This is a genomic window from Ruegeria sp. BC2 (genome assembly GCF_056539245.1).
The window spans coordinates 64,986-87,809 of sequence record NZ_JBQFUQ010000005.1 but is presented as its reverse complement, the minus strand read 5'-3'; the positions used below and the strand labels follow the sequence as shown (position 1 = coordinate 87,809).

The 22,824-nt window shown below is 64.0% G+C and carries 27 protein-coding genes; 11 read left to right on the top strand and 16 right to left on the bottom strand.

The features are described from left to right. Position 1: 1 nt before the first annotated feature. From ispH to ACR0CU_RS17505, 5 genes are read left to right on the top strand one after another with little or no spacing between them, the layout of a single operon-like run. Positions 2-952 (top strand): 4-hydroxy-3-methylbut-2-enyl diphosphate reductase, encoded by a 951-nt coding sequence (gene ispH, locus ACR0CU_RS17525; protein ID WP_170441980.1) that lies wholly within the window; start codon positions 2-4, stop codon positions 950-952. Beyond that, complete coding sequence (locus ACR0CU_RS17520; protein ID WP_170370052.1) at positions 949-1,401, top strand: DUF3429 domain-containing protein; 453 nt, start codon at positions 949-951, stop codon at positions 1,399-1,401. The genes ispH and ACR0CU_RS17520 overlap by 4 nt, the downstream gene beginning before the upstream one ends. Then, complete coding sequence (locus ACR0CU_RS17515) at positions 1,398-1,982, top strand: class I SAM-dependent methyltransferase (RefSeq protein WP_170370054.1); 585 nt, start codon at positions 1,398-1,400, stop codon at positions 1,980-1,982. Before ACR0CU_RS17520 ends, ACR0CU_RS17515 begins: the two co-directional genes overlap by 4 nt. Next, a complete protein-coding gene (gene rnhA / locus ACR0CU_RS17510; protein WP_170370056.1) occupies positions 1,975-2,442 on the top strand; it encodes a ribonuclease HI in 468 nt (155 codons plus the stop codon). The genes ACR0CU_RS17515 and rnhA overlap by 8 nt, the downstream gene beginning before the upstream one ends. Next, positions 2,439-3,062: a trimeric intracellular cation channel family protein gene (locus ACR0CU_RS17505; protein ID WP_170370058.1), complete on the top strand. Its 624-nt coding sequence runs from the start codon at positions 2,439-2,441 to the stop codon at positions 3,060-3,062. The genes rnhA and ACR0CU_RS17505 overlap by 4 nt, the downstream gene beginning before the upstream one ends. Here the strand turns inward: ACR0CU_RS17505 and ACR0CU_RS17500 are convergent. The 6 genes from ACR0CU_RS17500 to def (ACR0CU_RS17475) are packed head-to-tail and all read right to left on the bottom strand — an operon-like array spanning position 3,059 to position 6,087. After that, entirely contained in the window at positions 3,059-3,619 is a 561-nt protein-coding gene (locus tag ACR0CU_RS17500) for a DinB family protein (RefSeq protein ID WP_170448883.1), read from the bottom strand. The two genes, ACR0CU_RS17505 and ACR0CU_RS17500, sit on opposite strands and share 4 nt — an antisense overlap. Before the next feature lie 57 nt (positions 3,620-3,676). Further along, complete coding sequence (locus ACR0CU_RS17495; RefSeq protein WP_149776373.1) at positions 3,677-3,913, bottom strand: GlsB/YeaQ/YmgE family stress response membrane protein; 237 nt, start codon at positions 3,911-3,913, stop codon at positions 3,677-3,679. 1 nt (position 3,914) lies between these two features. Next, positions 3,915-4,151: a hypothetical protein gene (locus ACR0CU_RS17490; RefSeq protein WP_005981317.1), complete on the bottom strand. Its 237-nt coding sequence runs from the start codon at positions 4,149-4,151 to the stop codon at positions 3,915-3,917. Continuing rightward, positions 4,151-5,071, bottom strand: a complete 921-nt coding sequence (gene fmt / locus ACR0CU_RS17485; RefSeq protein WP_170448881.1) for a methionyl-tRNA formyltransferase — start codon at positions 5,069-5,071, stop codon at positions 4,151-4,153. Before fmt ends, ACR0CU_RS17490 begins: the two co-directional genes overlap by 1 nt. Before the next feature lie 6 nt (positions 5,072-5,077). Next, positions 5,078-5,572, bottom strand: a complete 495-nt coding sequence (def, locus tag ACR0CU_RS17480; RefSeq protein ID WP_170343410.1) for a peptide deformylase — start codon at positions 5,570-5,572, stop codon at positions 5,078-5,080. Next, on the bottom strand, positions 5,569-6,087 hold the full coding sequence (gene def, locus ACR0CU_RS17475; RefSeq protein ID WP_005981311.1) for a peptide deformylase: 519 nt from the start codon (positions 6,085-6,087) through the stop codon (positions 5,569-5,571). Before def (ACR0CU_RS17475) ends, def (ACR0CU_RS17480) begins: the two co-directional genes overlap by 4 nt. A gap of 94 nt (positions 6,088-6,181) precedes the next feature. On the opposite strand from def (ACR0CU_RS17475), the gene ACR0CU_RS17470 reads away from it, so the two are divergent. After that, complete coding sequence (locus ACR0CU_RS17470; protein WP_480643534.1) at positions 6,182-7,354, top strand: MalY/PatB family protein; 1,173 nt, start codon at positions 6,182-6,184, stop codon at positions 7,352-7,354. 20 nt (positions 7,355-7,374) lie between these two features. On the opposite strand, the gene ACR0CU_RS17465 is transcribed toward ACR0CU_RS17470, so the two are convergent. Then, positions 7,375-7,728, bottom strand: coding sequence for a hypothetical protein (locus ACR0CU_RS17465; protein WP_093965240.1), 354 nt, complete (start codon positions 7,726-7,728; stop codon positions 7,375-7,377). 214 nt (positions 7,729-7,942) lie between these two features. Between ACR0CU_RS17465 and ACR0CU_RS17460 the strand changes: the two genes are divergently transcribed. Further along, positions 7,943-8,932, top strand: coding sequence for a glutathione S-transferase family protein (locus tag ACR0CU_RS17460; RefSeq protein ID WP_170448876.1), 990 nt, complete (start codon positions 7,943-7,945; stop codon positions 8,930-8,932). Here ACR0CU_RS17460 and ACR0CU_RS17455 read toward each other — a convergent pair. Then, a complete protein-coding gene (locus ACR0CU_RS17455; protein ID WP_170342693.1) occupies positions 8,914-9,276 on the bottom strand; it encodes a response regulator transcription factor in 363 nt (120 codons plus the stop codon). The genes ACR0CU_RS17460 and ACR0CU_RS17455 overlap by 19 nt on opposite strands. 182 nt (positions 9,277-9,458) lie before the next feature. On the opposite strand from ACR0CU_RS17455, the gene cobD reads away from it, so the two are divergent. The 3 genes from cobD to ACR0CU_RS17440 are packed head-to-tail and all read left to right on the top strand — an operon-like array spanning position 9,459 to position 12,519. Beyond that, the gene (gene cobD, locus ACR0CU_RS17450) at positions 9,459-10,424 is read left to right on the top strand and encodes a threonine-phosphate decarboxylase CobD (protein ID WP_170448875.1); all 966 of its coding nucleotides are present in this window, start codon (positions 9,459-9,461) and stop codon (positions 10,422-10,424) included. Further along, positions 10,421-11,341 carry an adenosylcobinamide-phosphate synthase CbiB gene (cbiB, locus tag ACR0CU_RS17445; protein WP_170448873.1) on the top strand — a complete coding sequence of 307 codons (921 nt, stop codon included), beginning with the start codon at positions 10,421-10,423 and terminating at the stop codon, positions 11,339-11,341. Before cobD ends, cbiB begins: the two co-directional genes overlap by 4 nt. 14 nt (positions 11,342-11,355) lie before the next feature. Further along, positions 11,356-12,519 (top strand): lytic murein transglycosylase, encoded by a 1,164-nt coding sequence (locus ACR0CU_RS17440; protein ID WP_170448871.1) that lies wholly within the window; start codon positions 11,356-11,358, stop codon positions 12,517-12,519. Positions 12,520-12,523: 4 nt separating this feature from the next. Here ACR0CU_RS17440 and ACR0CU_RS17435 read toward each other — a convergent pair whose 3' ends face one another. The 5 genes from ACR0CU_RS17435 to ACR0CU_RS17415 all read right to left on the bottom strand — a co-directional run bounded on the left by ACR0CU_RS17435 (position 12,524) and on the right by ACR0CU_RS17415 (position 18,719). Beyond that, complete coding sequence (locus ACR0CU_RS17435; protein WP_170448869.1) at positions 12,524-13,021, bottom strand: P-loop nucleotide/nucleoside kinase family protein; 498 nt, start codon at positions 13,019-13,021, stop codon at positions 12,524-12,526. Positions 13,022-13,066: 45 nt separating this feature from the next. Then, positions 13,067-13,429: a hypothetical protein gene (locus tag ACR0CU_RS17430; protein ID WP_170445888.1), complete on the bottom strand. Its 363-nt coding sequence runs from the start codon at positions 13,427-13,429 to the stop codon at positions 13,067-13,069. Between the two features lie 54 nt (positions 13,430-13,483). Continuing rightward, complete coding sequence (locus tag ACR0CU_RS17425; RefSeq protein WP_480643531.1) at positions 13,484-16,939, bottom strand: chromosome segregation SMC family protein; 3,456 nt, start codon at positions 16,937-16,939, stop codon at positions 13,484-13,486. 137 nt (positions 16,940-17,076) lie between these two features. Next, positions 17,077-17,481 carry a hypothetical protein gene (locus ACR0CU_RS17420; RefSeq protein WP_170448864.1) on the bottom strand — a complete coding sequence of 135 codons (405 nt, stop codon included), beginning with the start codon at positions 17,479-17,481 and terminating at the stop codon, positions 17,077-17,079. 44 nt (positions 17,482-17,525) lie between these two features. Further along, the gene (locus ACR0CU_RS17415) at positions 17,526-18,719 is read right to left on the bottom strand and encodes an aminotransferase-like domain-containing protein (RefSeq protein WP_170448862.1); all 1,194 of its coding nucleotides are present in this window, start codon (positions 18,717-18,719) and stop codon (positions 17,526-17,528) included. 159 nt (positions 18,720-18,878) lie between these two features. On the opposite strand from ACR0CU_RS17415, the gene ACR0CU_RS17410 reads away from it, so the two are divergent. Further along, complete coding sequence (locus ACR0CU_RS17410) at positions 18,879-19,655, top strand: FCD domain-containing protein (RefSeq protein ID WP_170448860.1); 777 nt, start codon at positions 18,879-18,881, stop codon at positions 19,653-19,655. A 13-nt stretch (positions 19,656-19,668) separates the two neighbouring features. Here ACR0CU_RS17410 and ACR0CU_RS17405 read toward each other — a convergent pair whose 3' ends face one another. The 3 genes from ACR0CU_RS17405 to ACR0CU_RS17395 form a co-directional block, all read right to left on the bottom strand. Beyond that, complete coding sequence (locus tag ACR0CU_RS17405; RefSeq protein ID WP_480643528.1) at positions 19,669-20,907, bottom strand: glycosyltransferase; 1,239 nt, start codon at positions 20,905-20,907, stop codon at positions 19,669-19,671. Positions 20,908-21,009: 102 nt separating this feature from the next. Further along, a complete protein-coding gene (locus tag ACR0CU_RS17400) occupies positions 21,010-21,810 on the bottom strand; it encodes an FkbM family methyltransferase (RefSeq protein WP_480643527.1) in 801 nt (266 codons plus the stop codon). Further along, entirely contained in the window at positions 21,807-22,754 is a 948-nt protein-coding gene (locus tag ACR0CU_RS17395) for a glycosyltransferase family protein (RefSeq protein WP_170448855.1), read from the bottom strand. The genes ACR0CU_RS17400 and ACR0CU_RS17395 overlap by 4 nt, the downstream gene beginning before the upstream one ends. Positions 22,755-22,824: the final 70 nt, after the last annotated feature.

Here is a 22,824-nt window from a genome sequence, read left to right as displayed (position 1 = left end):
CATGACCAAGCCCCCCCTGACCCTGTATCTGGCCGCCCCGCGCGGGTTCTGCGCTGGCGTGGACCGCGCGATCAAGATCGTGGAAATGGCCCTGCAGAAATGGGGCGCGCCGGTCTATGTCCGGCATGAGATCGTGCACAACAAGTTCGTCGTGGACGGGCTGCGCGCCAAGGGTGCCGTCTTTGTTGAAGAGCTGGACGAATGCCCCGATGACCGGCCGGTGATCTTTTCCGCCCATGGCGTGCCCAAGTCGGTGCCCGCAGCCGCAGCCGCGCGCGAGATGATCTATGTCGACGCCACCTGCCCGCTGGTGTCCAAGGTCCATATCGAGGCCCAGCGCCACGCCGAGGCCGGGTTGCAGATGATCATGATCGGGCACAAGGGCCACCCCGAAACCGTCGGCACCATGGGCCAGCTGCCCGAGGGCGAAGTTCTGCTGGTGGAAACGGTTGACGATGTGGCCGGGGTGCAGGTCCGCGACCCCGAAAAACTGGCCTTTGTCACCCAGACTACCCTGTCGGTGGACGACACGCGCGATATCGTGGCCGCGCTGCAGGACCGGTTCCCGGCCATCGTCGGCCCGCACAAGGAAGACATCTGCTATGCCACCACCAACCGGCAGGAGGCAGTGAAGACCGTTGCGCCCAGGTCGGATGCGCTGCTGGTGGTGGGTGCGCCCAACTCCTCGAATTCGCGCCGCCTGGTCGAGGTGGCGTCCAAGGCGGGCTGCACCTATGCCCAGCTGGTGCAGCGCGCCACCGACATCGACTGGCGCGCGCTCGAAGGGATTTCCAGCATCGCCATCACCGCCGGTGCCTCGGCCCCCGAAGTTCTGGTAAACGAGGTGATCGACGCCTTCCGCGACCGCTATGACGTGACCGTCGAAACCGTCGAAACCGCCACCGAGAATGTCGAGTTCAAGGTGCCCCGCATTCTGCGCGTGCCCGCATGAGCGGCATCCCCCGCGCACCATTGGTTCTGGGCCTGGCCGGTCTGATCCCCTTCGTCTGGGGCGCGCTGACCTACCTGAGCGGAGACCTAAATGATTGGGGCAGCCGCGCGCTGGGCCCCCGGTTCGTGGGGCCCTATGTGCAGCTGTTTTATGGCGCTGTGATCCTCAGCTTCATGTCCGGCGTTCTGTGGGGCTTTGCCACCAAGACCTCGGGCAACCGGGCGGCGCTGTGTTATGTGCTGTCGGTCCTGCCGGCGCTGTGGGCGTTCTTCACCACCGGCGGCGGGCCGGTCGACGCGGGCACCAACCTGATGATCGGCTTTGCCGGGCTGCTGGTGTTGGACGCGCTGTTCTGGTCCTGGGGCCTGACACCGTGCTGGTGGATGAAACTGCGGCTGCTGCTGAGCGCCGTCGTGCTGGCCTGCCTGGCCGTTGGAGTAGTCCTGTGAGCGACAAACGAACCATCGACGCCTACACAACCCGTGTGGACGACTATCTGAAAGTGCCGCTGCCGCCCGAACAGATCGAAGCGCGCGCAGCCTTTGCGCAGGCGGTCGGCGACGGGCTGGTGCTGGATCTGGGGTCGGGTCCGGGTGCGGACAGCGGTTTCTTTCTGCGCCAGGGGCTGCGGGTTCGGGCGCTGGACGCCACACCGGCCTTTGTCGAACACGCCCGCGCAAATGGCGTGGACGCGCATCTGGGCACGTTCGACGACGTGACCGAAACGGCCGAATACGATGGGGTCTATGCCAGCTTTTCCCTGCTGCACGCCACGCGCGCCGAATTCCCGCGACACCTGGCCGCCATCCACCGGACCCTGAAGCCGGGCGGCGTGTTTTTTCTGGGCCTAAAACTCGGCACCGGAGAGCATCGCGACGAACTGGACCGCTACTACACCTATTTCACGCGCCCCGAGATCGAGACCGCAATGATCGAGGCCGGGTTCGTCATTGACCGTGTCACCACCGGTATGGGAAAGGGGCTGTCCGGATCTTATGACGGTTTCATTCTGGTGCTGGCCCATGCCTGATCTGTTTGCCTATACCGATGGTGCCTGTTCGGGCAATCCCGGCCCGGGGGGCTGGGGCGTGCTGCTACGAGCGATGGATGGAGAAACCGTCCTGAAAGAGCGCGAGCTGAACGGCGGTGAGGCCGAGACCACCAACAACCGGATGGAGCTGCTGGCCGCGATCAGCGCGCTCGAAACATTGGAACGGCCCTCGAAAATCACCATCGTGACCGACAGCGCCTATGTGAAAAACGGGGTGACGGGCTGGATCCACGGGTGGAAGCGCAACGGCTGGAAGACAGCAAGCAAGAAGCCCGTCAAGAACGTGGACCTGTGGCAGCGGTTGGACGAAGTCCAACAGCGCCATGACGTGACCTGGGAATGGGTCAAGGGCCATGCCGGCCACCCCGAAAACGAACGCGCAGATGAGTTGGCACGCGCGGGCATGGCCCCGTTCAAGCCGAAAAAGGCCCGCACATGAGCGGTCTGGCCCTGCTGGACTATGCCTCGGTTCTGGTCTTTGCGCTGACCGGGGCGCTGGTGGCCAGCCGGGCGCAGCTGGACCTTGTGGGATTTGCCTTCATCGCCTGTCTGACGGCGGTGGGCGGTGGCACGGTGCGTGATCTGCTGCTGGATCGGCACCCGGTCTTCTGGGTGGGCCAACCTGACTATATCCTGATCGCGGTGGCGGCGGCGGTGGTCGTGTTTTTCACCGCGCACCTGGTCGAAAGCCGCTACAACTGGTTGGTCTGGCTGGACAGTTTCGCGCTGTCGATCGCCGCGGCCGCGGGAACGGGCGCGGCGCTGGCGCTGGGTCAGTCGGGCGTGATCGTGGTGCTGATGGGAGTGACCACCGGCTGCCTGGGCGGGCTGATGCGCGACGTGGTCTGCAACGAGGTACCGCTAGTGCTGAAACAGGGCGAGCTCTATGTCTCGTGCGCCTTCACCGGGGCGCTGGTGGCCGTGGTGGCCACACGTCTGGGGCTGGAGACGCTGCTGGCACTGGGCCTGTGCGCGCTGTCCTGCTGGGCGCTGCGGGCCGGATCGCTGCTGTTCGGCTGGCAGTTGCCGGTCTACAAGGCACGCCCGCCACGAAGCTAGAGGCCGCGCCAGACCTCTTCCTCGGTCAGGTTGAGAGATTTGAAGTCTTCGGCCCGCAACGATCTGTCAGCCTCCCACTCCATGAAGAACTCATCCAATTGCGGCGGAGCGATCTTTGTGTCCGAAAGCATCGAATGCACTTGTCCCCGATGGTGAATCTGGTGCTGCAGCAAGTGCAGGATCGTGCGGTCGTACCGCTCGACTTGCAATACGTCCCCACGTGGAATCCTGACGCGTGCAGTTTCATCCAAAACCTTCTCATCACGGCAAACATCCACGAAACGTTGGTCGATGGCGCGTTGGTGCGCCGAAAGCTCGGGCAAGTCGGGATAGGGAGTTTCCGGGTCGAAGGCGTCCAATCCCATTGGCCGGCCTTCTAGAGCGGTGACGTAGAAAAGATCAACCGTATAAATGTGATTGAGAGTCTCGATGATGGACGGGAAGAAACCAGTACGGTGCTTCGCCAGTTCCTCGGGGGGCAATTGCGCGCAAGCCTCCAGAACTCGGTGGTTGGCCCATGCGTTGTTATAAGCTTGTGGCAAGAAATAGTTTTTCATTGCCGATGCCTAGTTGATTGCCAAAGCACTGTCTAGCGTGGCCTGCGGCCTGCCGCATCAACGCCGGAAATAGGTCTTCCAGATCCAGATTAGCAGCAGCGCGCCCAGCACCGCGCCGACGAATCCGGGCATCCAGCCCATGACCGTCAGCAAGGCGCGCATGATCAGCCCGCCCACCACGGCCCCGGCGATACCGATCAGCAGGGTGGTGGGGATGTCCGCCTCGATCCGCATCAGGCGTGTGGCCAGAAATCCGGCTGCGGCGCCGATGACGATCAGAGCAAGGACGGGCATCTCATTTCCTCCAATGCGTGGGCACGATGATCAAGGCCCCCACCGACGAGATCACCGCATCCAGCCCCGGCGGTCCAAAGCTGATTCCGAACATGATGCGGATGAAATAGAACAGGAACGCCCCGCCCACGCAGATGATGATGGATTGCAGATACCCGTTGTGGGTAAAGCCCGTCACCTCGGACAGATAGCCGACGATGCCGGCAATCACGACGGTGCCCATCATCACCATGAACATCAGGACGTCTCCGAGCCGAGGCGGGTTCCGGCCGGGATCGGCCAGCCCCGCAGGAAGATTTCCCTATCCTGCGCCGCCTTGCCCGCCCGTTGCAAGCGCAGCAGTTCGACTGCGCCGGTGCCGCAGGCCACGCGCAGCGCGTCGTCCAGCGCCACGCCCGGCATGCCCTGCCCGTCCGACAGGCGCGAGGCGAGCAGCTTGACGCGCTCGCCCTCAATCTGAGTCCAGGCGCCGGGAAAGGGCGACAGGCCGCGGATCTGGCGATCGACTTCGACAGCTGGGCGCGACCAGTCCACGCGGGCCTCGGCCTTGTCGATTTTTGCGGCATAGGTCACGCCGACCTCGGGCTGCGGTTCGGGAGTCAGCTCGGGCAGGCGGTCCAGAGCCTGCACGATCAGATCGGCGCCCATCGCCGACAGGCGGTCATGCAGCTGGGCGGTGGTTTCCTCGGGTCCGATCGGGGTGGCCTGACGCAGCAGGACGGGGCCGGTGTCCAGGCCGGCCTCCATCTGCATGATACAGACGCCGGTCTCGGCATCGCCCGCCATGATCGCCCGGTGGATCGGCGCGGCCCCGCGCCAGCGCGGTAGCAGGCTGGCGTGGATGTTCAGGCAGCCATGCCGGGGTGCGTCCAGAATCGGCTGCGGCAGGATCAGCCCATAGGCCACGACCACGGCCACATCGGCCTTCAGCGCAGCAAAGGCAGCCCGTTCCTCGGGCGATTTCAGCGAGGTGGGATGGCGCACCGGCAGGCCCAGCGCCTCGGCGCGGGCATGCACCGGCGTGGGCCGGTCCTTCTTGCCGCGACCGGCCGGACGCGGGGGCTGGCAATAGACGGCGGCGATCTCGTGCCCGGCCCTCACCAGCGCATCCAGCACTGGCACCGAAAACTCGGGCGTTCCCATGAAGATGACGCGCATGCCGCCCTACCCCGCCTTTTTCGCCTTGCGCAGCAGCATGTCGCGTTTGACCTTGCTGAGACGGTCAAAATACATCCGGCCGTTCAGATGGTCGATCTGGTGCTGCACGCTGGTGGCTTCGATGCCGACGAAATCGCGTCTGTCGATCTCGCCTTTTTCATTGAGGTATCGGACCGTCACCGCACGCGGACGTTTGATCTTGGCCGACACGCCCGGCAGGTTCGGGCTCGCCTCGTTATGCTCGCGCAGCTCGATCGAGCTGTGCAGGATTTCGGGGTTGGCCAGGCGCACCGCGCGGCCACGCTCGGCCGAGCCGTCCACGACCGCCAGCCGCAGCATCACGCCGATCTGGGGCGCCGCCAGACCGACGCCGGGCATCGCCTCCATCGTGTCGATCATGTCGTCCCAGATGGCGCGGATTTCGTCGGTGATCTCGGTCACCGGCTCGGCCTTGGTGCGCAGGCGCTTGTCGGGCCACGGCAGGCAGGGACGGACGGTCATGCGCGGGCCAGCTCGCGCTTGAGCTTTACCATCTTGCGGGTGATCATCTGACGTTTCAGCGGCTTGAGATAGTCGATGAACAGCTTGCCGTTCAGGTGGTCGATCTCGTGCTGCACGCAGGTGGCCCAGAGTCCGTCGAAGGTTTCGCGCTGCGCCTTGCCGTTCTGGTCCATCCAGGCGACCTCGACCTCGGCCGGGCGGGTGACCTCGGCGAACTGATCGGGGATCGACAGGCAGCCTTCCTCGTAGACGCTGGTTTCGTCCGAGGCCGAGATGATCTCGGGGTTGAACATCACCAGCGGGCGGGGGGTGGCGCCTTCTTCTTTGACGCAATCCAGCACGATCAGCCGTTCCAGCACGCCGATCTGGGGCGCGGCCAGCCCGATGCCCGGCGCGTCATACATGGTTTCCAGCATGTCGTCGGCCAGCGCGCGCAGCTCGTCCGACAGGTCGTCCACGGGCGCACAGACCTTTTTCAGGCGGGGATCGGGATGGATCAGGATGTTGCGTTTCATGGGGCTGATTTAGGTCATCGCGCGCGTGGCCGCAACGCCCCCCTTGCGCCGGGCGAATTTCCCGATAGCTTTCAGGCCAACGAATGGAGCAGACATGACTTTCAACGACCTCATCGACCGCCGGGGCACCTTCAGCTCGAAATGGGACAAGATGGAGCAGCTGTTCGGCGTCTCGCCCGAGGACGGGCTGGCCATGTGGACCGCCGATTCCGACTATGCCACCGCGCCCTGCGTGATCGAGGCGGTGCGCCGTGCGGCGGATCACGGCGTGTTCGGCTATTCCTGGCAGCACCCGGCCTATCTGCAGGCGGTGCAGTGGTGGATGCAGAACCGTCACGACTGGGCGATCGACACCGATTGGATTCTGACCTCGCAAGGTCTGGGCAACGCCATCGCGCTGAGCCTCGATGTCTGGACCGAGCCGGGGGACGGGGTGGTGATCTTCACGCCCGTCTATCACGAGTTTGCGCACAAGGTGAACAAGACCGGCCGCCGGGTGGTGGAATGCCCGCTGGTGCGGGCCCGCGACACCTATGAGATCGACCTGGACGACGCACAGTCGCGGCTGGACGGGTCGGAACGGATGTTGATCTGGTGTTCGCCACAGAACCCGTCGGGGCGGGTCTGGACACCGGACGAGCTGCGCGCGGTGGCAGCCTTTGCCGAACGCAACGGGCTGATCCTGATCTCGGACGAGATCCATCACGATCTGGTCTATCCCGGGCACAAATTCGTGCCGATGGACGTGGCCGCGCCGGATGCACGGCCCTGGACGGTGACGCTGACTGCAGCATCCAAAACCTTCAATATCGCAGGCCAGCGCACCGGGAACATGATCATTCCCGACGACACGCTGCGGGCGCAGATGCGTCACCGGCTGAACACGTTGGACTATGACCCCAGCGCACTTGGCGTGGCGATGATCACCGCGGCCTACACGCCCGAAGGCGCCGAATGGGTGGATGCCCAGATCGACCACCTGAACGGCAACCGTGCGCTGTTCGATGCGACGATTTCCGAGATCCCCGGCCTGTGGTCGATGCCTTTGCAGGCAACCTACCTGGCCTGGGTCGATTTCTCGGGCACCGGCATGGATCACGCCGAATTCGTGCGCCGTCTGCGCGAAGATGCGCGGATCGCAACGTCATCCGGCCCGGGTTTTGGAACGGGAGGCGAGACCTTCGAACGGTTCAATCTCGCCACTCAGCGGGCGCGGGTCGAGGACGCGTGCGCCCGTTTGAAACTAGCTTTTTCTGACCTTCAATAAGGCCGCGCGAACGGTCTGCCCTAGTCGTCTTTACCAAGAAGGGCGATTGGGGCATCCGGCGCGCGATAGAAATCCAGTGGCGCCTTGTCCGCCGCTACGGTGCTGCGCTTGAACTCATATCGCATCTGGCCGCCGTCTTCCTCGTCAGCGACGATCAGGCATTGATACAGGTGGTTGGCGCCATCAAAAATATCGACCAGTCCACGCAGACGCGGTGTTGTCTCGGCCTCTACGGCGAAACCATCCTTCCACAATTTGAGGATTCTGTAGGTATTGTCGCCCATTTCCACCCGCAGGCGGCTGGACTTTTTGAGCGATGCGATTCGGGCCGCATCCAATTCGGCGCTAATTTCCTTGGAAACATAAGTACTCATCAAAATTCCCCCCAAGCTATGCTATCTATTGTGGGGGTATCTTCGTAAAAATCCAGTGAAGTCCGACCGTTGACGCGGACCTGTGGGCGATTTGTTGCACAGACATCCCGGGCGGCACTGTGCGACTGCGCAGAGATGCTGCGCGCCGTCGGCGATGTGAACTGCGGCGCTGTCGCACTAAGCTTTGTCCGGACTCGGAAACGGAGGATCCAAGATGGGCCTGTTGGTCGACGGCACCTGGCACGACACCTGGTACGACACGAAATCCACCGGCGGAGCGTTCAAACGTTCGGCGGCCCAGTTTCGAAACTGGATAACGACCGATGGCAGTGCGGGTCCCTCGGGCAAGGATGGTTTCAAGGCTGAAGCCGGGCGATATCACCTGTATGTCAGCCTGGCCTGTCCATGGGCGCACCGGACGTTGATCTTCCGCCAGCTCAAGGAACTTCAGGACCTGATCACCGTATCGGTGGTTCATCCGGACATGCTGGACCGCGGATGGACTTTCCAGACCGACGATCACGGCGCCACCGGCGATGCTTTGTATGGGCTGGACTATGCCTATCAGGTCTACACACGCGCCGACCCGAACTACTCGGGCCGGGTGACGGTGCCGATCCTGTGGGACAAGGTGCAAGAGACCATCGTGTCGAATGAAAGCTCGGAAATCATCCGCATGTTCAATTCGGCCTTCGACGAAATCACCGGCAACACCGACGACTACTGGCCCGCCGAGATGCGCGACGCGATCGAAGAGGTCAATGCGAGGGTCTACTCAAACGTGAACAACGGCGTCTACAAATCCGGCTTTGCCACCTCGCAGGAGGCCTATGACGCGGCCGTGCACCCCCTGTTCGACACGCTGGATTGGCTGGAAGATCGGCTGTCCACGCACCGATACCTGATGGGGGATCGCCTGACCGAGGCCGACTGGCGCCTGTTCACGACCCTGATCCGGTTCGACCCGGTCTATCACCTGCATTTCAAATGCAACCGCAGGCGGCTGATCGACTATCCCAACCTGTGGGCCTACACGCGCGAACTGTATCAATGGCCGGGCGTGGCGGGCACGGTGAACCTGCACCATATCGTGCGGCACTATCACTACAGTCACGACAGCATCAATCCGCACCGGATCATCCCGATCAACCCCACCCTGGACTATTGGGAGCCGCACGGACGCGATCAGCGACCCGCGGCGTAGTGCTCGACCATGGCCGCCAGATCCTCGGGCGGCGTTCCGCTCTGGACATAGGCGCAGGCGTTGGGGCTGTGGGCAAAGATCGACCCGTCGGAAAAAAACGTGGTGTTGGTGACGAAAATCACCCGGGCATCCGGGCGGCGGTAGCTGGCGAAATCGGCGACCGCCAACGCGCTGCCTGAATCCAGAACCAGATCCAAGATTATGATGTCGAAGGGCGTGCCATACAGTGCAAGGATCGCTGCCTCCTGGCTTTCGACCAGAGAAACCTCAGCCCCCTGCCGTTCCAGGTGCCGCTGCCAGACCCGACCCAGGTCGGGGTTACTCTCAACAATCAGAACTTTCATTTGCAACAACCTCGGCACTTGATAAGGTGAGTGGTGCCGACCCCCATAAGCTGTGATCACGTTATTTCGTTAACAAAGGGTTAACGGTCGCTCCAGCGCTCCTCTATGAACCGGATTTGCTTGTAAAAACGGCGTAAATCCGCTTGAAGCGGGGTAATTTCGGCGTTTTGGACGATTCCGGCATGACTGACCGCACTGACGACTTGAACCCGCGCGGCAAGCGTGACCACGGCGGTGGGTTGGACGACGCCATTGCCCGTCATGGCGGCGAGCGAGGCGATTGGATCGACCTGTCGACCGGGATCAACCCGCAACCCTACCCTGTCGAGGGGCTTTCGTCTGACGACTGGACCGCCCTGCCGGATCACGGGGCCTTTGCCCGGCTCAGCAATGCGGCCCGTCGCTTCTGGGGGGTGCCGGAGAGCGCGGCAATCCTGCCCGCACCGGGGGCCTCGGCCCTGATCGCGCGGATCCCGGCGCTGGCCCCCGTCGGTGCGGTCCAGATCACCATGCCCACCTACAACGAACACGCCGCCGCCTTTGCCGCGCAGGGCTGGACGGTGCAGCCCGACGGCCCGGCGCAAGCGCGGGTGATCGTGCATCCCAACAATCCCGACGGCCGGATCTGGCAGGCCGAGGACGCCCATGCGCCGCTGACCGTGATCGACGAAAGCTTTTGCGACGTGACGCCCGATGCCTCGCTGATCAGCCTGTCCCAGCGCCCCGGCGTGATCGTCCTGAAAAGCTTTGGCAAGTTCTGGGGCCTTGCGGGCCTGCGGCTGGGCTTTGCCATCGGGCATCCCGACCTGATCGCGCGACTGAACGATCTGACCGGCCCCTGGGCGGTGTCCGGCCCGGCCCTGCGCATCGGCGCGCAGGCCCTGAATGACACGACCTGGGCTGAAACCACGCGCGCGCGACTGGCCCGTGATACGGAACGGCTGGATACGCTGATGACCGGCAAGGGCGCGCATTTGGTCGGCGGCACCACGCTGTTCCGCCTGTATGAAGTGGACGATGCCGCCGCCTGGCGGGACCGGCTGGCACAAACCCATATCTGGAGCCGCATCTTCCCCTATTCTGACCGGTTCCTGCGGCTGGGCCTGCCGCCCGAGCATGGCTGGTCGCGGCTCGAGGCGGCGCTGTGAGCACCGCCCTGACGCTGGCCCTGGCGATGCTGCTGGACGCCGCATTGGGCGAGCCCGATTGGTTGTGGTCGCGTCTGCGGCACCCGGCGGTGCTGATGGGCAACGCCATCGGCTGGCTGGACCGCCGCCTGAACCGCGGCACGCATCGCAACGCCAAGGGCATGTTCGTCGCCCTTCTGCTGGTCTTGGGCGGCTGGGTGATCGGTGCGGCGCTGGCGTGGCTTGGCTGGGTGGCCGAGGTCGTGGTCTGCGCGATCCTGTTGGCACAGAACTCTCTGGTGGCGCATGTCCGCGCCGTGGGCGTCGCGCTGCGGCAGTCCCTGCCCGAGGGACGCGCGGCGGTGGCGATGATCGTGTCGCGCGACACCTCGCAGATGACCGAGGCACAAGTTGCGCGCTCGGCCATCGAGAGCGCCGCCGAGAACCTCAGCGACGGGTTGATCGCCCCGGCTTTCTGGTTCCTGCTGGGCGGCTTGCCCGGTTTGCTGGTCTACAAGGCGGTGAACACCGCCGACAGCATGATCGGATACCGCAACGACACGTACCGAGACTTCGGCTGGGCCGCCGCTCGGCTGGACGATCTGCTGAACCTGATCCCGGCGCGGCTGACTTGCCTGATGATCGTGGCCCTGTCGGGGCAGTGGCGCCAATGGCGGGCCATCGTCGCAGACGCGCAGCGCCACATCTCGCCCAATGCCGGCTGGCCCGAGGCCGCCATGGCCCGCGCGCTGGACGTGGCACTGGCCGGGCCGCGCAGCTATGACGGGCAGGTGCGCGATCTGGCCTGGGTCAACGGCGAAGCCCGGCGCACGATCGGCGCGACAGAGGTTTTCCGCGCATGCGGGATCCTTTGGCAGGTTTGGGGGCTTGCGTTGGCGGGGCTGACGGTGTGGGTTGTTCTGAACACGGTTTTCTGAGGATGGTTTTCGTCATGCGCTTTGTCCCGGGCCTAGTGGCCGCTTGCCTGTTCGCCTCCCCGGCCCTTGCCCAATGTGGCGGCGGCTTCAACGCCTTTGTTCGCGGACTGAAGGCCGAAGCGGCACAGCAGGGGTTCGATACGGCCACGGTCGATGCGTTCTTCAACGGTGTGCAGCAGGACCCCAAGGTGCTGAAGGCCGACCGCGCGCAGGGCGTGTTCCAGAAACCGTTCATCGAATTCTCTCGCCGCCTGATCTCGCAGGACCGGATCAGGCGCGGCCAGGCGATGGCGCAGAAATACGACGCCGTGTTCGACCGGATCGAGGCCGAATACGGCGTGTCGCGCGGGGTCCTGCTGGCCTTCTGGGCGTTCGAGACGGATTACGGCGCGTTCCAGGGCGATTTCAACACCCGCAATGCGCTGGTGACGCTGGCCCATGATTGCCGCCGGCCCGAGCTGTTCCGGCCGCAGATCTTTGCCGCGATCGAGCTGTTCCGGAACGGCGATTTCGACCCGAACCGCACCACCGGCGCATGGGCGGGCGAGATCGGCATGGTGCAGATGCTGCCCCGTGACATTCTGGAAAACGGCGTGGACGGTGATGGCGACGGGCATGTGCGGTTGAAAACGTCGGCCCCCGACGCGCTGATGTCCGGCGGCAAGATGCTGTCGCATCTGGGCTGGCAGGCGGGTCAGCCCTGGCTGCAGGAGGTCACCGTGCCCGCACAGATGGACTGGTCGCTGAGCGGGCTGGGCAAACCGCGCCCGGTGTCGGACTGGCAGGCGATGGGCGTGCAGGCGCGCAGCGGGTCGCTGGCCGACCTGCCGGCCTCGCTGATCCTGCCGCAGGGGCGCAAGGGGCCGGCCTTTCTGGCCTATCCGAATTTCGATGTCTATTTCGAGTGGAACCAGAGCTTTGTCTATGTCCTGACCGCGGCCTATTTCGGAACGCGCCTCGAAGGCGCACAAGTCTATGCCGCGGGCAACCCCGATCCGGGCCTGACCGGCGCGCAGATGAAACAGCTGCAGGCGAAACTGCAGGCGCGCGGCCACGACGTGGGCAAGATCGACGGCATCTTGGGGGCCGGAACGCGCGCTGCAGTACAGGCTGAACAGGCTCGGCTGGGACTGCCTGCGGACGCATGGCCGACGGTTGATTTGCTGAACCGACTCTAGCCGCTCAATCCGTTGGGTCGTGGAACACCAGCGTGAATCCTTCCTCAGGCGTCGGTTCCGCGTAATGCTTGGAAAACCGGCGGAACTGTTCTTCGGTCGCGGCAAAGGCGTGGTCGCCCGCTGCGTTACGTGCTTGCAGTCGGGCCAGACAAACGGCGTCGGGCGTGGTCAGCACATGCATCTGATGCGCTGTATCGGTCTGATCCAGAATTTCGCGCATCCAGGCGCGGGTTTCGACCGTGTTGGCCGGGAAATCCAGAACAACCGACATGCCCGCCTCAAGCAGAGTCGTGACATGCGGACCCATCGCCGCCCGCAGACGCGTGGAACAGCGCAGATAGTCGGCACCTGTCACCATCTGATCGGCAAAAAGCGGCTTCAGCCAGGCGTCCTCGGAAATCAGAACTGTGCCGGGCTGCCTCGCGAGCTGGGCGGCAAGCGTCGATTTTCCCGCGGCGATCTTGCCGCAAAGCATGTGCAGGGTCGGAGCGGGTCGGGTCATCGGTCGATTCCTGGTTGGGCACGGCGGGTGAAGGAGAGGCCCCGATCACTCGGGTCGCACCGGGTAACGTTCACCTTTTTCGGTGATCAGGATCAACCGGCCATTGTTGCGCACGTACAGATCGCAGCGGTCGAACCCGTTGCGGTACTGCACACAGATGCTGCCATCAGCGGCGATTCTGTAGGTTCCGAAGGCCGTTCCGCCGCCATTGACCGCCGAATAGGTATAGGAATAGGCCCCACCGGCCGAGTATTTCGACTGCCCGTCGTCATAGAAAGTCAGCGTTCGCCCGGCCAGCGCGTTCAGTTCAGCGGGGCTCAGAGGGATATCACCGGGGCGTACAGCCCATTCGGCAGCCCAGAGCGGCGAGGCGGCGCAGGCCGCGGCGATCAGCAACACGTGTTTCATGCAGCCAGCCTAGCCCGGCCCGGCCCGATCGCGGAATAACGTTGCAGTGAGCGGTCAGGCGACCATCTGCTCGGCCTTCTTCAGATCGACCGAGACCAGTTGGCTGACGCCCTGTTCCTGCATGGTCACGCCGAACAGACGGTCCATCCGCGCCATGGTCACCGCGTGGTGGGTGATGATCAGGAACCGCGTGTCGGTCTGGCGGCACATCTCGTCCAGCAGATCGCAGAACCGGGTCACGTTGGCATCGTCCAGCGGCGCGTCGACCTCGTCCAGAACGCAGATCGGTGCCGGGTTGGCCAGGAACACGCCGAAGATCAGCGCGGTGGCAGTCAGGGTCTGTTCCCCGCCCGACAACAGGCTGAGGGTCGACAGCTTCTTGCCCGGCGGCTGGCACATGATCTCGAGCCCCGCATCCAGCGGGTCGTCGCTCTCGACCATCACCAGATTGGCCTCGCCACCACCGAACAGATGCTTGAACAGCATGGCGAAGTTCGCGTTGACCTGTTCGAATGCAGTCAGCAGGCGCTCGCGGCCCTCACGGTTGAGGCTGGCGATGCCGCTGCGCAGCGCCTTGATCGCCTCTTCCAGATCGGATTTCTCGCTGTTGAGCGTGTCGAACTCCTCCTGAACCTCCTTGGCGTCTTCCTCGGCCCGCAGGTTCACCGCGCCCATCGCGTCGCGCTGGCGCTTGTGGCGGTTCACCTCAGCTTCCAGGGCATCGGCGGCGGGCATGTCGTCAGGGTTCACGTCCAATTGGTTCAACAACTGGTTCGGGGTCAGTTGCTGATCCTCGGCGATGCGCTCGGCAGCGGCGGCGACACTTTCCTTGGCCGCCTCGAACCGCGCCTCAGCCGCGGCGCGGGCTTCGCGCGCCTCCGAGGCCTTGCGCTCGGCCTCGCGCTCGGCCAGCACGGCCTCGCGTTGCAACGCTTCGGCCTGGGCCAGCTTGTCGGCGGCCTCGGCGCGGCGGGCCTCGGCGGCCTCGATCATCTCGTTCAGCTCTTCGCGTGCCTCGGCGATCTCGGCGGGCGCGGCCATCGCCTCGGTCAGCTCTTCCTCGGAACTGGCTTTGCGCTCGGCCAATTCGGCGATGCGCTTCTCGGCTGTTTCCAGACGGTGTTTCCAGCCGCTCAGGTCCTTGGCCACCTCCTGTGCGCGGCGGGTGCGGGCCTCGCCCTCGCGGCGCAACTCGTCATGGGTCGAACGGTGCGTCAGCATGGTGATCCGCGCGGCCTCGACCGTCTGCTTGATGTCCTCGACCCGGGCACGGGCGGTGTCCAGATCGCCCAGCTCGGCCAGCGCGGCCTCGGCCTCGCGCAGCTGGGCGCGGGCCGCCATTGCATCCTGCTTGTGGCGGTCGACCGCAAGCGTCAGGTTCTCCAGCTTGCCCTGCGCCAGGTTGCGGTCGGCCTCGGCTCGGCTGAGCGCGCGGGCGGCTTCGGCCATGCGCTGATCGGCGGCGCGGCGGGCCTCGCGAGCGCGGCGGTCGGCCTCGGTAACTTCGGCCAGTTGCCGCGACAGGGCCTCGTGCGCGGCGCGGGCGCCATCGGCCTGTGCTTCGACCTGCGCCAACTGCTGTTTCAGCGCCTCAAGCTTGTTGAGCTGCTCGAGCCGCAGCGCCGCAGCGCTGGGGGCATCTTCTGCCCAGGCGCGGAACCCGTCCCAGCGCCACAGATCGCCCGAGCGCGATACCAGCCGCTGGCCGGGATTCAGCAAGGGTTGCAGCCGCGCGCCCTGATCTGCGTCGATCAGGCCGATCTGCGCGATGCGACGGCTGAGGCGGTCCGGCCCCGAGACGTGCAGCGCCAGCGGCTCGGCCCCGTCCGGCAACGGCTGATCGGCATCATAGCCCGGCACCTGCACCCAGCCTGACGGGCCATCGCCTTCGACCAGCGGGGCGCGGAGGTCATCCGCCAGCGCGGCCCCCAGCGCCTTTTCAAAGCCCGGCTCGACCCGCAGCAGGTCCAGCACCTGCCCGCCCTCGGCCGTGTCGCGCTCGACCAGCTTGGCCAGCGCGGTGGTCTCGGCCCGAATCGCGCCCAGCTCGCCCTCGGCCTCGGAGCGTTGGGCGCGGGCCTCGGCCTCACGCGCCTGCGTTTCACCGCGCAGCTCGTCGGCGGCGGCCAGCGCTTCTTCAGCGGCTTCGGCGGCGTCGCGGGCCTCTTCCTCGGCCGCTTGCGCGGCCTCGAACGCTTCGTCGGCGCGGGTCAGGGCGGCGCGGGCCTCGGCAACGGCCGCGCGGGCCTTTTCCTCTTCGGCCTCGGAGCGTGCCAGCGTCTTGCGGCTGTCCTCGACCAGGCGCTGCGCCGATTGGTGACGCGCGACCAGACGGGCGGTGTCCTCGGTCTCCTGCGCCAGCAGATCCTCGCGTTCCTGCAGAACCGCGGCGGCCTCTCGGGCAATTTCGGCGGCTTCGGCCAGCTTGTCGTCATGGCCCTCGGCAGCCTTGGCCAGTTCGCGGGCCTCCCATTCCAGCCGTTCGATCATCTCGCCGGCGTCGCGGTTCAAACCGGTTTCCCGCTCGATGTCGCGGCCCAGCTGCTGGATGCGGGCGGTCAGGGTTTCGATGGTCTGGCGCGCGCGGGTTTCCTGATCGGACAGCTGATCGCGCTGTACCTGCTGGCGCTGCAGGACGGCGGCGGCGATGGCTTCCTCCTCGCGCAACGGAGGCAGGGTTTCTTCGATCTCGGCGCGTTTCGCGCTGGCGGCGCGGGCCTCGGCCTCGGCGCGCGCGGCTTCGGTGGTGCGGTCGCGCAGACGCTCTTCGGCCTGCTGGCGGGCCATGTCGGCCTCTTTCCAGCGGCGATACAGCAACATGCCTTCGGCCTGGCGCAATTGCTCGCCGATCTCACGATACCGCGCGGCCTGACGGGCCTGGCGCGCCAGCTGCGCCAGCTGCGTGCCCAACTGTTCAAGCACGTCATCGACGCGGGTCAGGTTGGCCTCGGTGCCCTTGAGCTTCAGTTCGGCCTCGTGCCGGCGCTGGTACAGGCCCGAGATGCCGGCGGCCTCTTCCAGAATGCGGCGGCGGGCGCGGGGTTTGGCGTTGATCAGCTCGGCGATCCGGTTCTGCCCCACCAGCGCGGGTGAATGCGCGCCGGTCGAGGCATCGGCGAACAGCATCTGCACGTCGCGGGCGCGCACGTCCTTGCCGTTGGCCTTGTAGGCGCTACCCACGTCGCGGGTGATGCGACGCACGATCTCGATCTGATCGCTGTCATTGAACCCGGCCGGGGCCAGACGTTCCGAGTTGTCCATGGTCAGGACGACCTCGGCGAAGTTGCGCGCCGGACGGGTGGCGGCACCGGCAAAGATCACATCCTCCATTGCACCGCCACGCATCGATTTGGGGCGGTTCTCGCCCATCACCCAACGCAGCGCCTCGAGCAGGTTGGACTTGCCGCAGCCGTTGGGCCCCACCACACCGGTCAACCCGTCCGCGATGATCAGATCGGTCGGATCGACGAAGCTTTTGAAGCCGGTGAGTTTGAGTTTGGTGAAGCGCAAAGGCCGATTTCCATGATTCCCGTTCCCTGAAAGTCTGGACAAGGGAATGGCCGCGAGTCAACGAAGTTGCGCAGGATATGGGATATTGGGCCGAGTTATCCACAATATCTTGCTGATTTGGGCGGAATAGCGCGGATTCAATAAGGCGAACACTCGAACACCTGGTATCCGGTGTCCGACCCGCTGTCATAGGTTCCGAAGTCAATGCATTCATAGTTGGTCGGCGTGACCGCAGCCAGCAACAGCCGGTCCGACGCCCTGCGGTCGCAGGCGAGGATGCCCACGGTCACCGCCGCGTCACCCAACACGTCAGCGACCGGACAGCTCGAGACCTGCGCCATGGCCAATGCGGCCCGATCCCGGATCGGCCCCAGCCGCGGGGCATATTGGCTGTTGACGCGGACCGCCTCGGCCAGGTCACCGCGCAGGCGCACGTCGAACACGCTGCCGTTCACGGCCACGCGGGTCGCGGGCAGGTCGCGGAAATGGGGCGTGCCGGCCGAGCAGCCGGCCAGCACCAGCAAGGCGAAGAACCGGATCATGCCGCAGCTTTGCGGCAAAATGGTTAACGAAAGCTTTCCCGCGCTCAGCCGCGCAGGACCGTGCCCAACCGGGCGATACCCTCAGCAATCGTGGCCTCGTCCGAGTTGGAGAAACTCAGCCGGATCGTGTTGGCACCGCTGCCATCGGGATGAAAGGCCTGTCCGGGCACAAAGGCGACCTTGACCGTCTCAAGCGCGCGGGCCAGCAGCTGCGCGCCATCCGAGCCGGGCGACAGGGTCAGCCAGATGAACATGCCCCCCTCGGGCCGGGTCCATTGCACGCCTTCGGGCATGTGCCGATCCAACGCCGCCAGCATCGCGTCGCGTCGCGCACGGTAGGCTGCGCGCACCTTCGGGATGTGGCTGTCGAAACAGGTTTGGGCCACTTGGTGCACGGCCATCTGGTTGATGGTGGCCGAATGCAGGTCGGCGGCCTGTTTCATCAGCACAAGCTGCGCGATGACGGGCCGCGCCGCCACGACCCACCCCACCCGCAGCCCGGGCGACAGGGTCTTGGAAAAACTGCCGCAATAGATCGTCCGGCAGGCTTGCAGAACGCCCTTCCGCGCCAGTTCCAGCGCGAGGATCGGCGGTATCGCCTGCCCGTCATAGCGCAGGGCCTGATAGGCGCCGTCCTCGATCAGAGCGCAGTCCAACTCCTCGGCCAGATCCAGAAGGGCCTCGCGCCCTTGCCGATCGACGGTCTCGCCGGTCGGGTTGGCAAAGTCGGGGGACAGATAGGCGTATTTGACCGCCCCCGGCCCCGCGGCGGCCCGGTATTGCGCCGCGCCCGCATTGCCGCCTGCGCGCAACCGGTCAAAGCGTGGCTCATAGGCGTTGAAGGCCGCCAAAGCCCCCAGATAGGTCGGCCATCCGACCAGCGCCGTGTCGCCCGGTGACAGAAACAGCTTGCCCAGATAGTCCAGCGCCTGCTGCGAGCCCGAGGTGATCAGAACGTCGTCGGGGCCGCAGTCGATGCCGATCTGGCGCATGTGGCCGGCGATCCATTCCCGCAGCGGCATATACCCTTCGGACACGGAGTATTGCAGCGCCTGCGCCCGACTGTCGGCGCCAAGCGCCTGATGGAATGCTTGGGCAAAGGCCTCGGCCGGAAAAAGCGCCGGATCGGGGATACCGCCGGCAAAGGAAATGATGCCGGGTTGGTCCAGCAGTTTCAGCAGCTCTCGGATTTCGGATGCCTTCATGCGCGCGGCGCGCGTTGCAAATAACTGGTGCATGGGCCGAGCCTCCTCCGCTGGGTCGGACTGACGCTATGACCTCTGCGCTTAAAGTCAATAATACTGACCTAGTGTTTCAGCCAATGTGATCGCGGCCCGTTCTTGCGCGGGCCGGGCATGTGTGGTCATATGATTTGACCAATTTTCAGCGATGATCCGATGCCCTTTCAGAAAGTCCAGACCGAGAAACTGTCCCTGGCCGTGGTCAAACAGATCGAGTTGCTGATCCTGCGCGGGATCCTGCGCCCCGGCGAACGCCTGCCGTCCGAGCGCGAGTTGGCCGACCGGCTTGGCGTGTCGCGCCCATCGCTGCGCGAGGCGATCTCGCAACTGCAGGAGCAAGGCCTGCTGACCGCCAAGGCCGGGTCAGGCATCTATGTGGCCGAGGTTCTGGGCTCGGCCTTTTCGCCGGCGCTGATCCGTCTGTTCAGCAGCCATGACGAGGCTGTGTTCGATTACCTGTCGTTCCGGCGCGACATGGAAGGGCTGGCGGCCGAACGCGCCGCGCGGCTGGGCTCGGACAGCGACCTGAAGGTGATCCAGGCGATCTTCGACAAGATGGAGGCCGCCCATGCCCGCAACGCGGCCGATGACGAGGCCCATCTGGACGCGCAGTTCCACATGGCCATCATCGAGGCCAGCCACAACGTGGTGATGCTGCATATGATGCGGTCGATGTTCGATCTGTTGCGGCAGGGCGTGTTCTACAACCGCCAGATCATGTTCCACCAGCGCACGACGCGCGACGCGATCCTGAACCAGCACAGGGCAATCAACGAAGCGCTTCAGGCCCGCGACCCCGAAGCCGCCCGGCAGGCGGTGGAACAGCACCTTAGCTTTGTCGAACGCTGCATGGAAGACCAGCAGAAGGCCCGGCGCAACGAACTGATCGCGCGGCAGCGGCTGGAACATGAGGTTGGCAACTCGAGCGGTTGAGGTCCTCCGCCTCTCACTGCGCCTTCAACCCCAGTGTTTCATAAAGGCGCCTGTACTGCTCGGCCACGATTGGCATCGCGTAGCTCTGCAGGGCATGTTTGCGCGCGGCATTCCCGTCGCGCTTCTGCCCTTGAACCTGGCAGGAACGCTGATCATCGATCACCCCCTTTAGGCAATCCGCCAAGCCCCGCGCATCAAACGGCTCGGCCAGCCGCCCGCACCCGGGGTTCGGGACCAGATCGGGCAATCCGCCGATCTTGAACCCGACGATCGGAATACCGCAAGAAAGCGCCTCCACGCCGGTGTTGGGCAGGTTGTCTTGTCGGGACGGCAACGCAAAAACGTCCGCGCACGCGTAAACAGACCGCAGTTCCTCGGGCACTGAATGTTGTCCAGTGAAATGAGCCGGAAAGGGCAGATCTACCTCATGCGCATCCGCGCCGAATATCAGAACGCGGATATCAGATCTTTCCTGTTTCAGAATCGACAAAGCTTCCTTGAGGTGCAGAAATCCTTTGCGCGGATCGCTGTCGCCCCCCATGGCCCCAAAACCGATGACAGCAGAATCGCGTGGCAGACCCAATCGGTCTCTGGCCGCGTCTCGGTCGGTGGGGCGCCAGACGTCGGTGTCGATTGCGTTGGGAATGACAGAGACGGGCCAGTCCTGAGTCAAGGCGCTTTGCCGGGCGCAATCCGCCAGCCAGCGGCTGGGTGCAACAAGATGGAACGGCCGCGTCCAAAACCGCTGTTTTGTTTTCCAAACACGGCGGTTCAGCCTGCTCGCTCGGCTATCCTGCTGGGTCGCGTAACCGTTTCTCCAGGCGTCGCCCTCAGAGTAATGCTCCACCCCACATAACGGCCACATGTCATGCATGGTCCATACAACCGGATGAGACAGGTTTCCGATCTCGCGGATCGACATCAGATCCGAATTGACCCAGTGCAGGTTCAGAATTTGCGAGGGCTGTTTGTTCAGGTACTGCGCCAAACCCGAACGGACCTGACCTAGCGAAATCAAACCCGAGAAATCCGCTTCATGCCGGCGCCGGATACTGCGCGCTATTTCCCGTTGGATCATTCGTCCCAGACCCTTGGCCGGCTTGAACGTCGTGATGCCCGGCCCTTCCTGACCTCGCGCAACGGTCATGATCGAATTCACGCCGCTGGCGGTTAGGGCCATATGCAGCCTGTGCGCCGCAATCGCCGCGCCCCCTTCAGAACTACTGAAACTGATGTGATTTACCTTGAGCACCGCGACTCCATTTGTCCGGCGTAGAATCTCGTCGCGAGCCCCAGAGTCACGACGTTTTGTTCCACCTGTTTTCTAGCGCATGAAATACGCGAAAGAAGCACGTCAGGGCTGTTCCTCGTGCAGGTACAAATAGTCGGTACTGCCATTTCCATATACGCAAACATACCCTGCCGCCCTAAGTGCCTTGTCTGCGGAGTCAACACGCTGAAAGCCTTTCTTGCTAGGCCGGTTGAGTTCGTCGTATTCGACGCAGATCTGCCGGGGCCGCAACCCGTCTGCGAGTATTTGCTCAATAACCTCGACTTCCGCGCCTTCTATGTCGAGCTTCAACAGCTGGACTTTCTCGACCGGAATTGCGTGATCGTGCAGTATTTCCCGCAATGTACCGGCCAGGACCATCAGGTGATCGGTATTCTGACGATATTCGTTTTGGAAGTTCACGATCGAGTGTGAAACATGCTCTGGGTTCTCGGGAAGAAAGAAACGCAGTGTTTCGTTGCGGCACCAAAGGGCGCGATCGACCATTACAAGATTGTCTTCACTGCAGTTGCTAAGGTCGTAGGCTTCAACCGGCTGTGAACCACTTGAAACGTAGCCCGTTTCACCCCTTTTACCGAAACGCTTTTTCATCGCGCTGAAATGGGCCACGGCCCGAGGTGTCGGATCGATAATCACGACCCTTGCATTGTAGCGGTCCGCAAACTCGACGTCGAAGGACGAGTCCTCCCCAAGACCAGCGCTGACGATCGTGCAGCCCTGCAGACTGTCGTCCTCGAGGAAAGTCCAGCCACCATAGTCAGAGCCGAGAGTGACGAGGCGCAAACCGTGCCTGGCCCGAACCGACTGCAGCCTGTGCCGCTTGTAGCGCTTTTCGCGAAGCCAGTTTCTTACACGCTTTATCATCTTTCCCTCGTGGACATGAGCCTGCCGACAAAACTGTTCAGCTTGCGCCTGATCTTATCCAGTTTGCCGGGTTTGGTCAGGTAATACAGTTTTACCCGCTCCACCGAATCGGTATTTTCCGAGATTTGGGCAGGTAGGTCCGGCGAAAGTTCGGCGTTCAGGCGGCTGCGCGTGTAGGATTTGTTCACCACACCATGACTGCCGGTTCCATCAAAACCGATGTTCTCAACATAGGAAAAATACGGGGACAGGCACAATCCGCGATTCCGGAAAATGGTCGCGTACCAGAAAACCGCCCATGTGTTCAGCTCGCCGGTCTCGTTCGCCAGAACCTGTGACCAATAGTCCTGTGCCCCGTCGAGGTTGAAGCGGGCGATGTCCGCTTCTGAAAACTCATCCACCAGCGCGTCAGGGTCGCGGCTGTAATGCGCCCAACGGTCCGCCCAGGTTGCCCATCCCCAGCAGCTCATGAAACGCCACAGATATGCGCCCTGCGCTCGGCGAAAGGCAGGCACGTCCTCATTGTAGCCGGCAATATGCCAGACCGCGTGCTCGTCCTTGTAGCGGTCCAGCGCAAGGTTCATATAATGCAGAAAGGCTGGCGACGTGAGTATATCATCCTCGAGAATGATCGCGCGGCCGTGCTCGGCCATCATCTGCGAAACACCCTCTTCGATCGAGACGGCCAGCCCTGCATTCTGGTCACGTCGGCGCAGCTCGATACTGGCGAAGCCCTGCTGCGTTTCGGCGACCTGCGCAACAGCGTCGACAATCGGCTTCTCGGCATCATTGCGGGGGCCGTCGATGAATACGGTCAAGGATGTCGACGCGGCCAAGGGCGATTGGGCCAGGGCATCCAACGTCCGCCGCGTGTGTTCGGGTCGGTTGAACGCGAACACGCACACAGGGGCGGGATCAACAATCTTGGTATGTCCGGATGTCATCGTACCTCACCGAAACGCCACAAGCTGACTGCCCTGAATCAACAGACAATGACACGGGCTACAAGCAAAA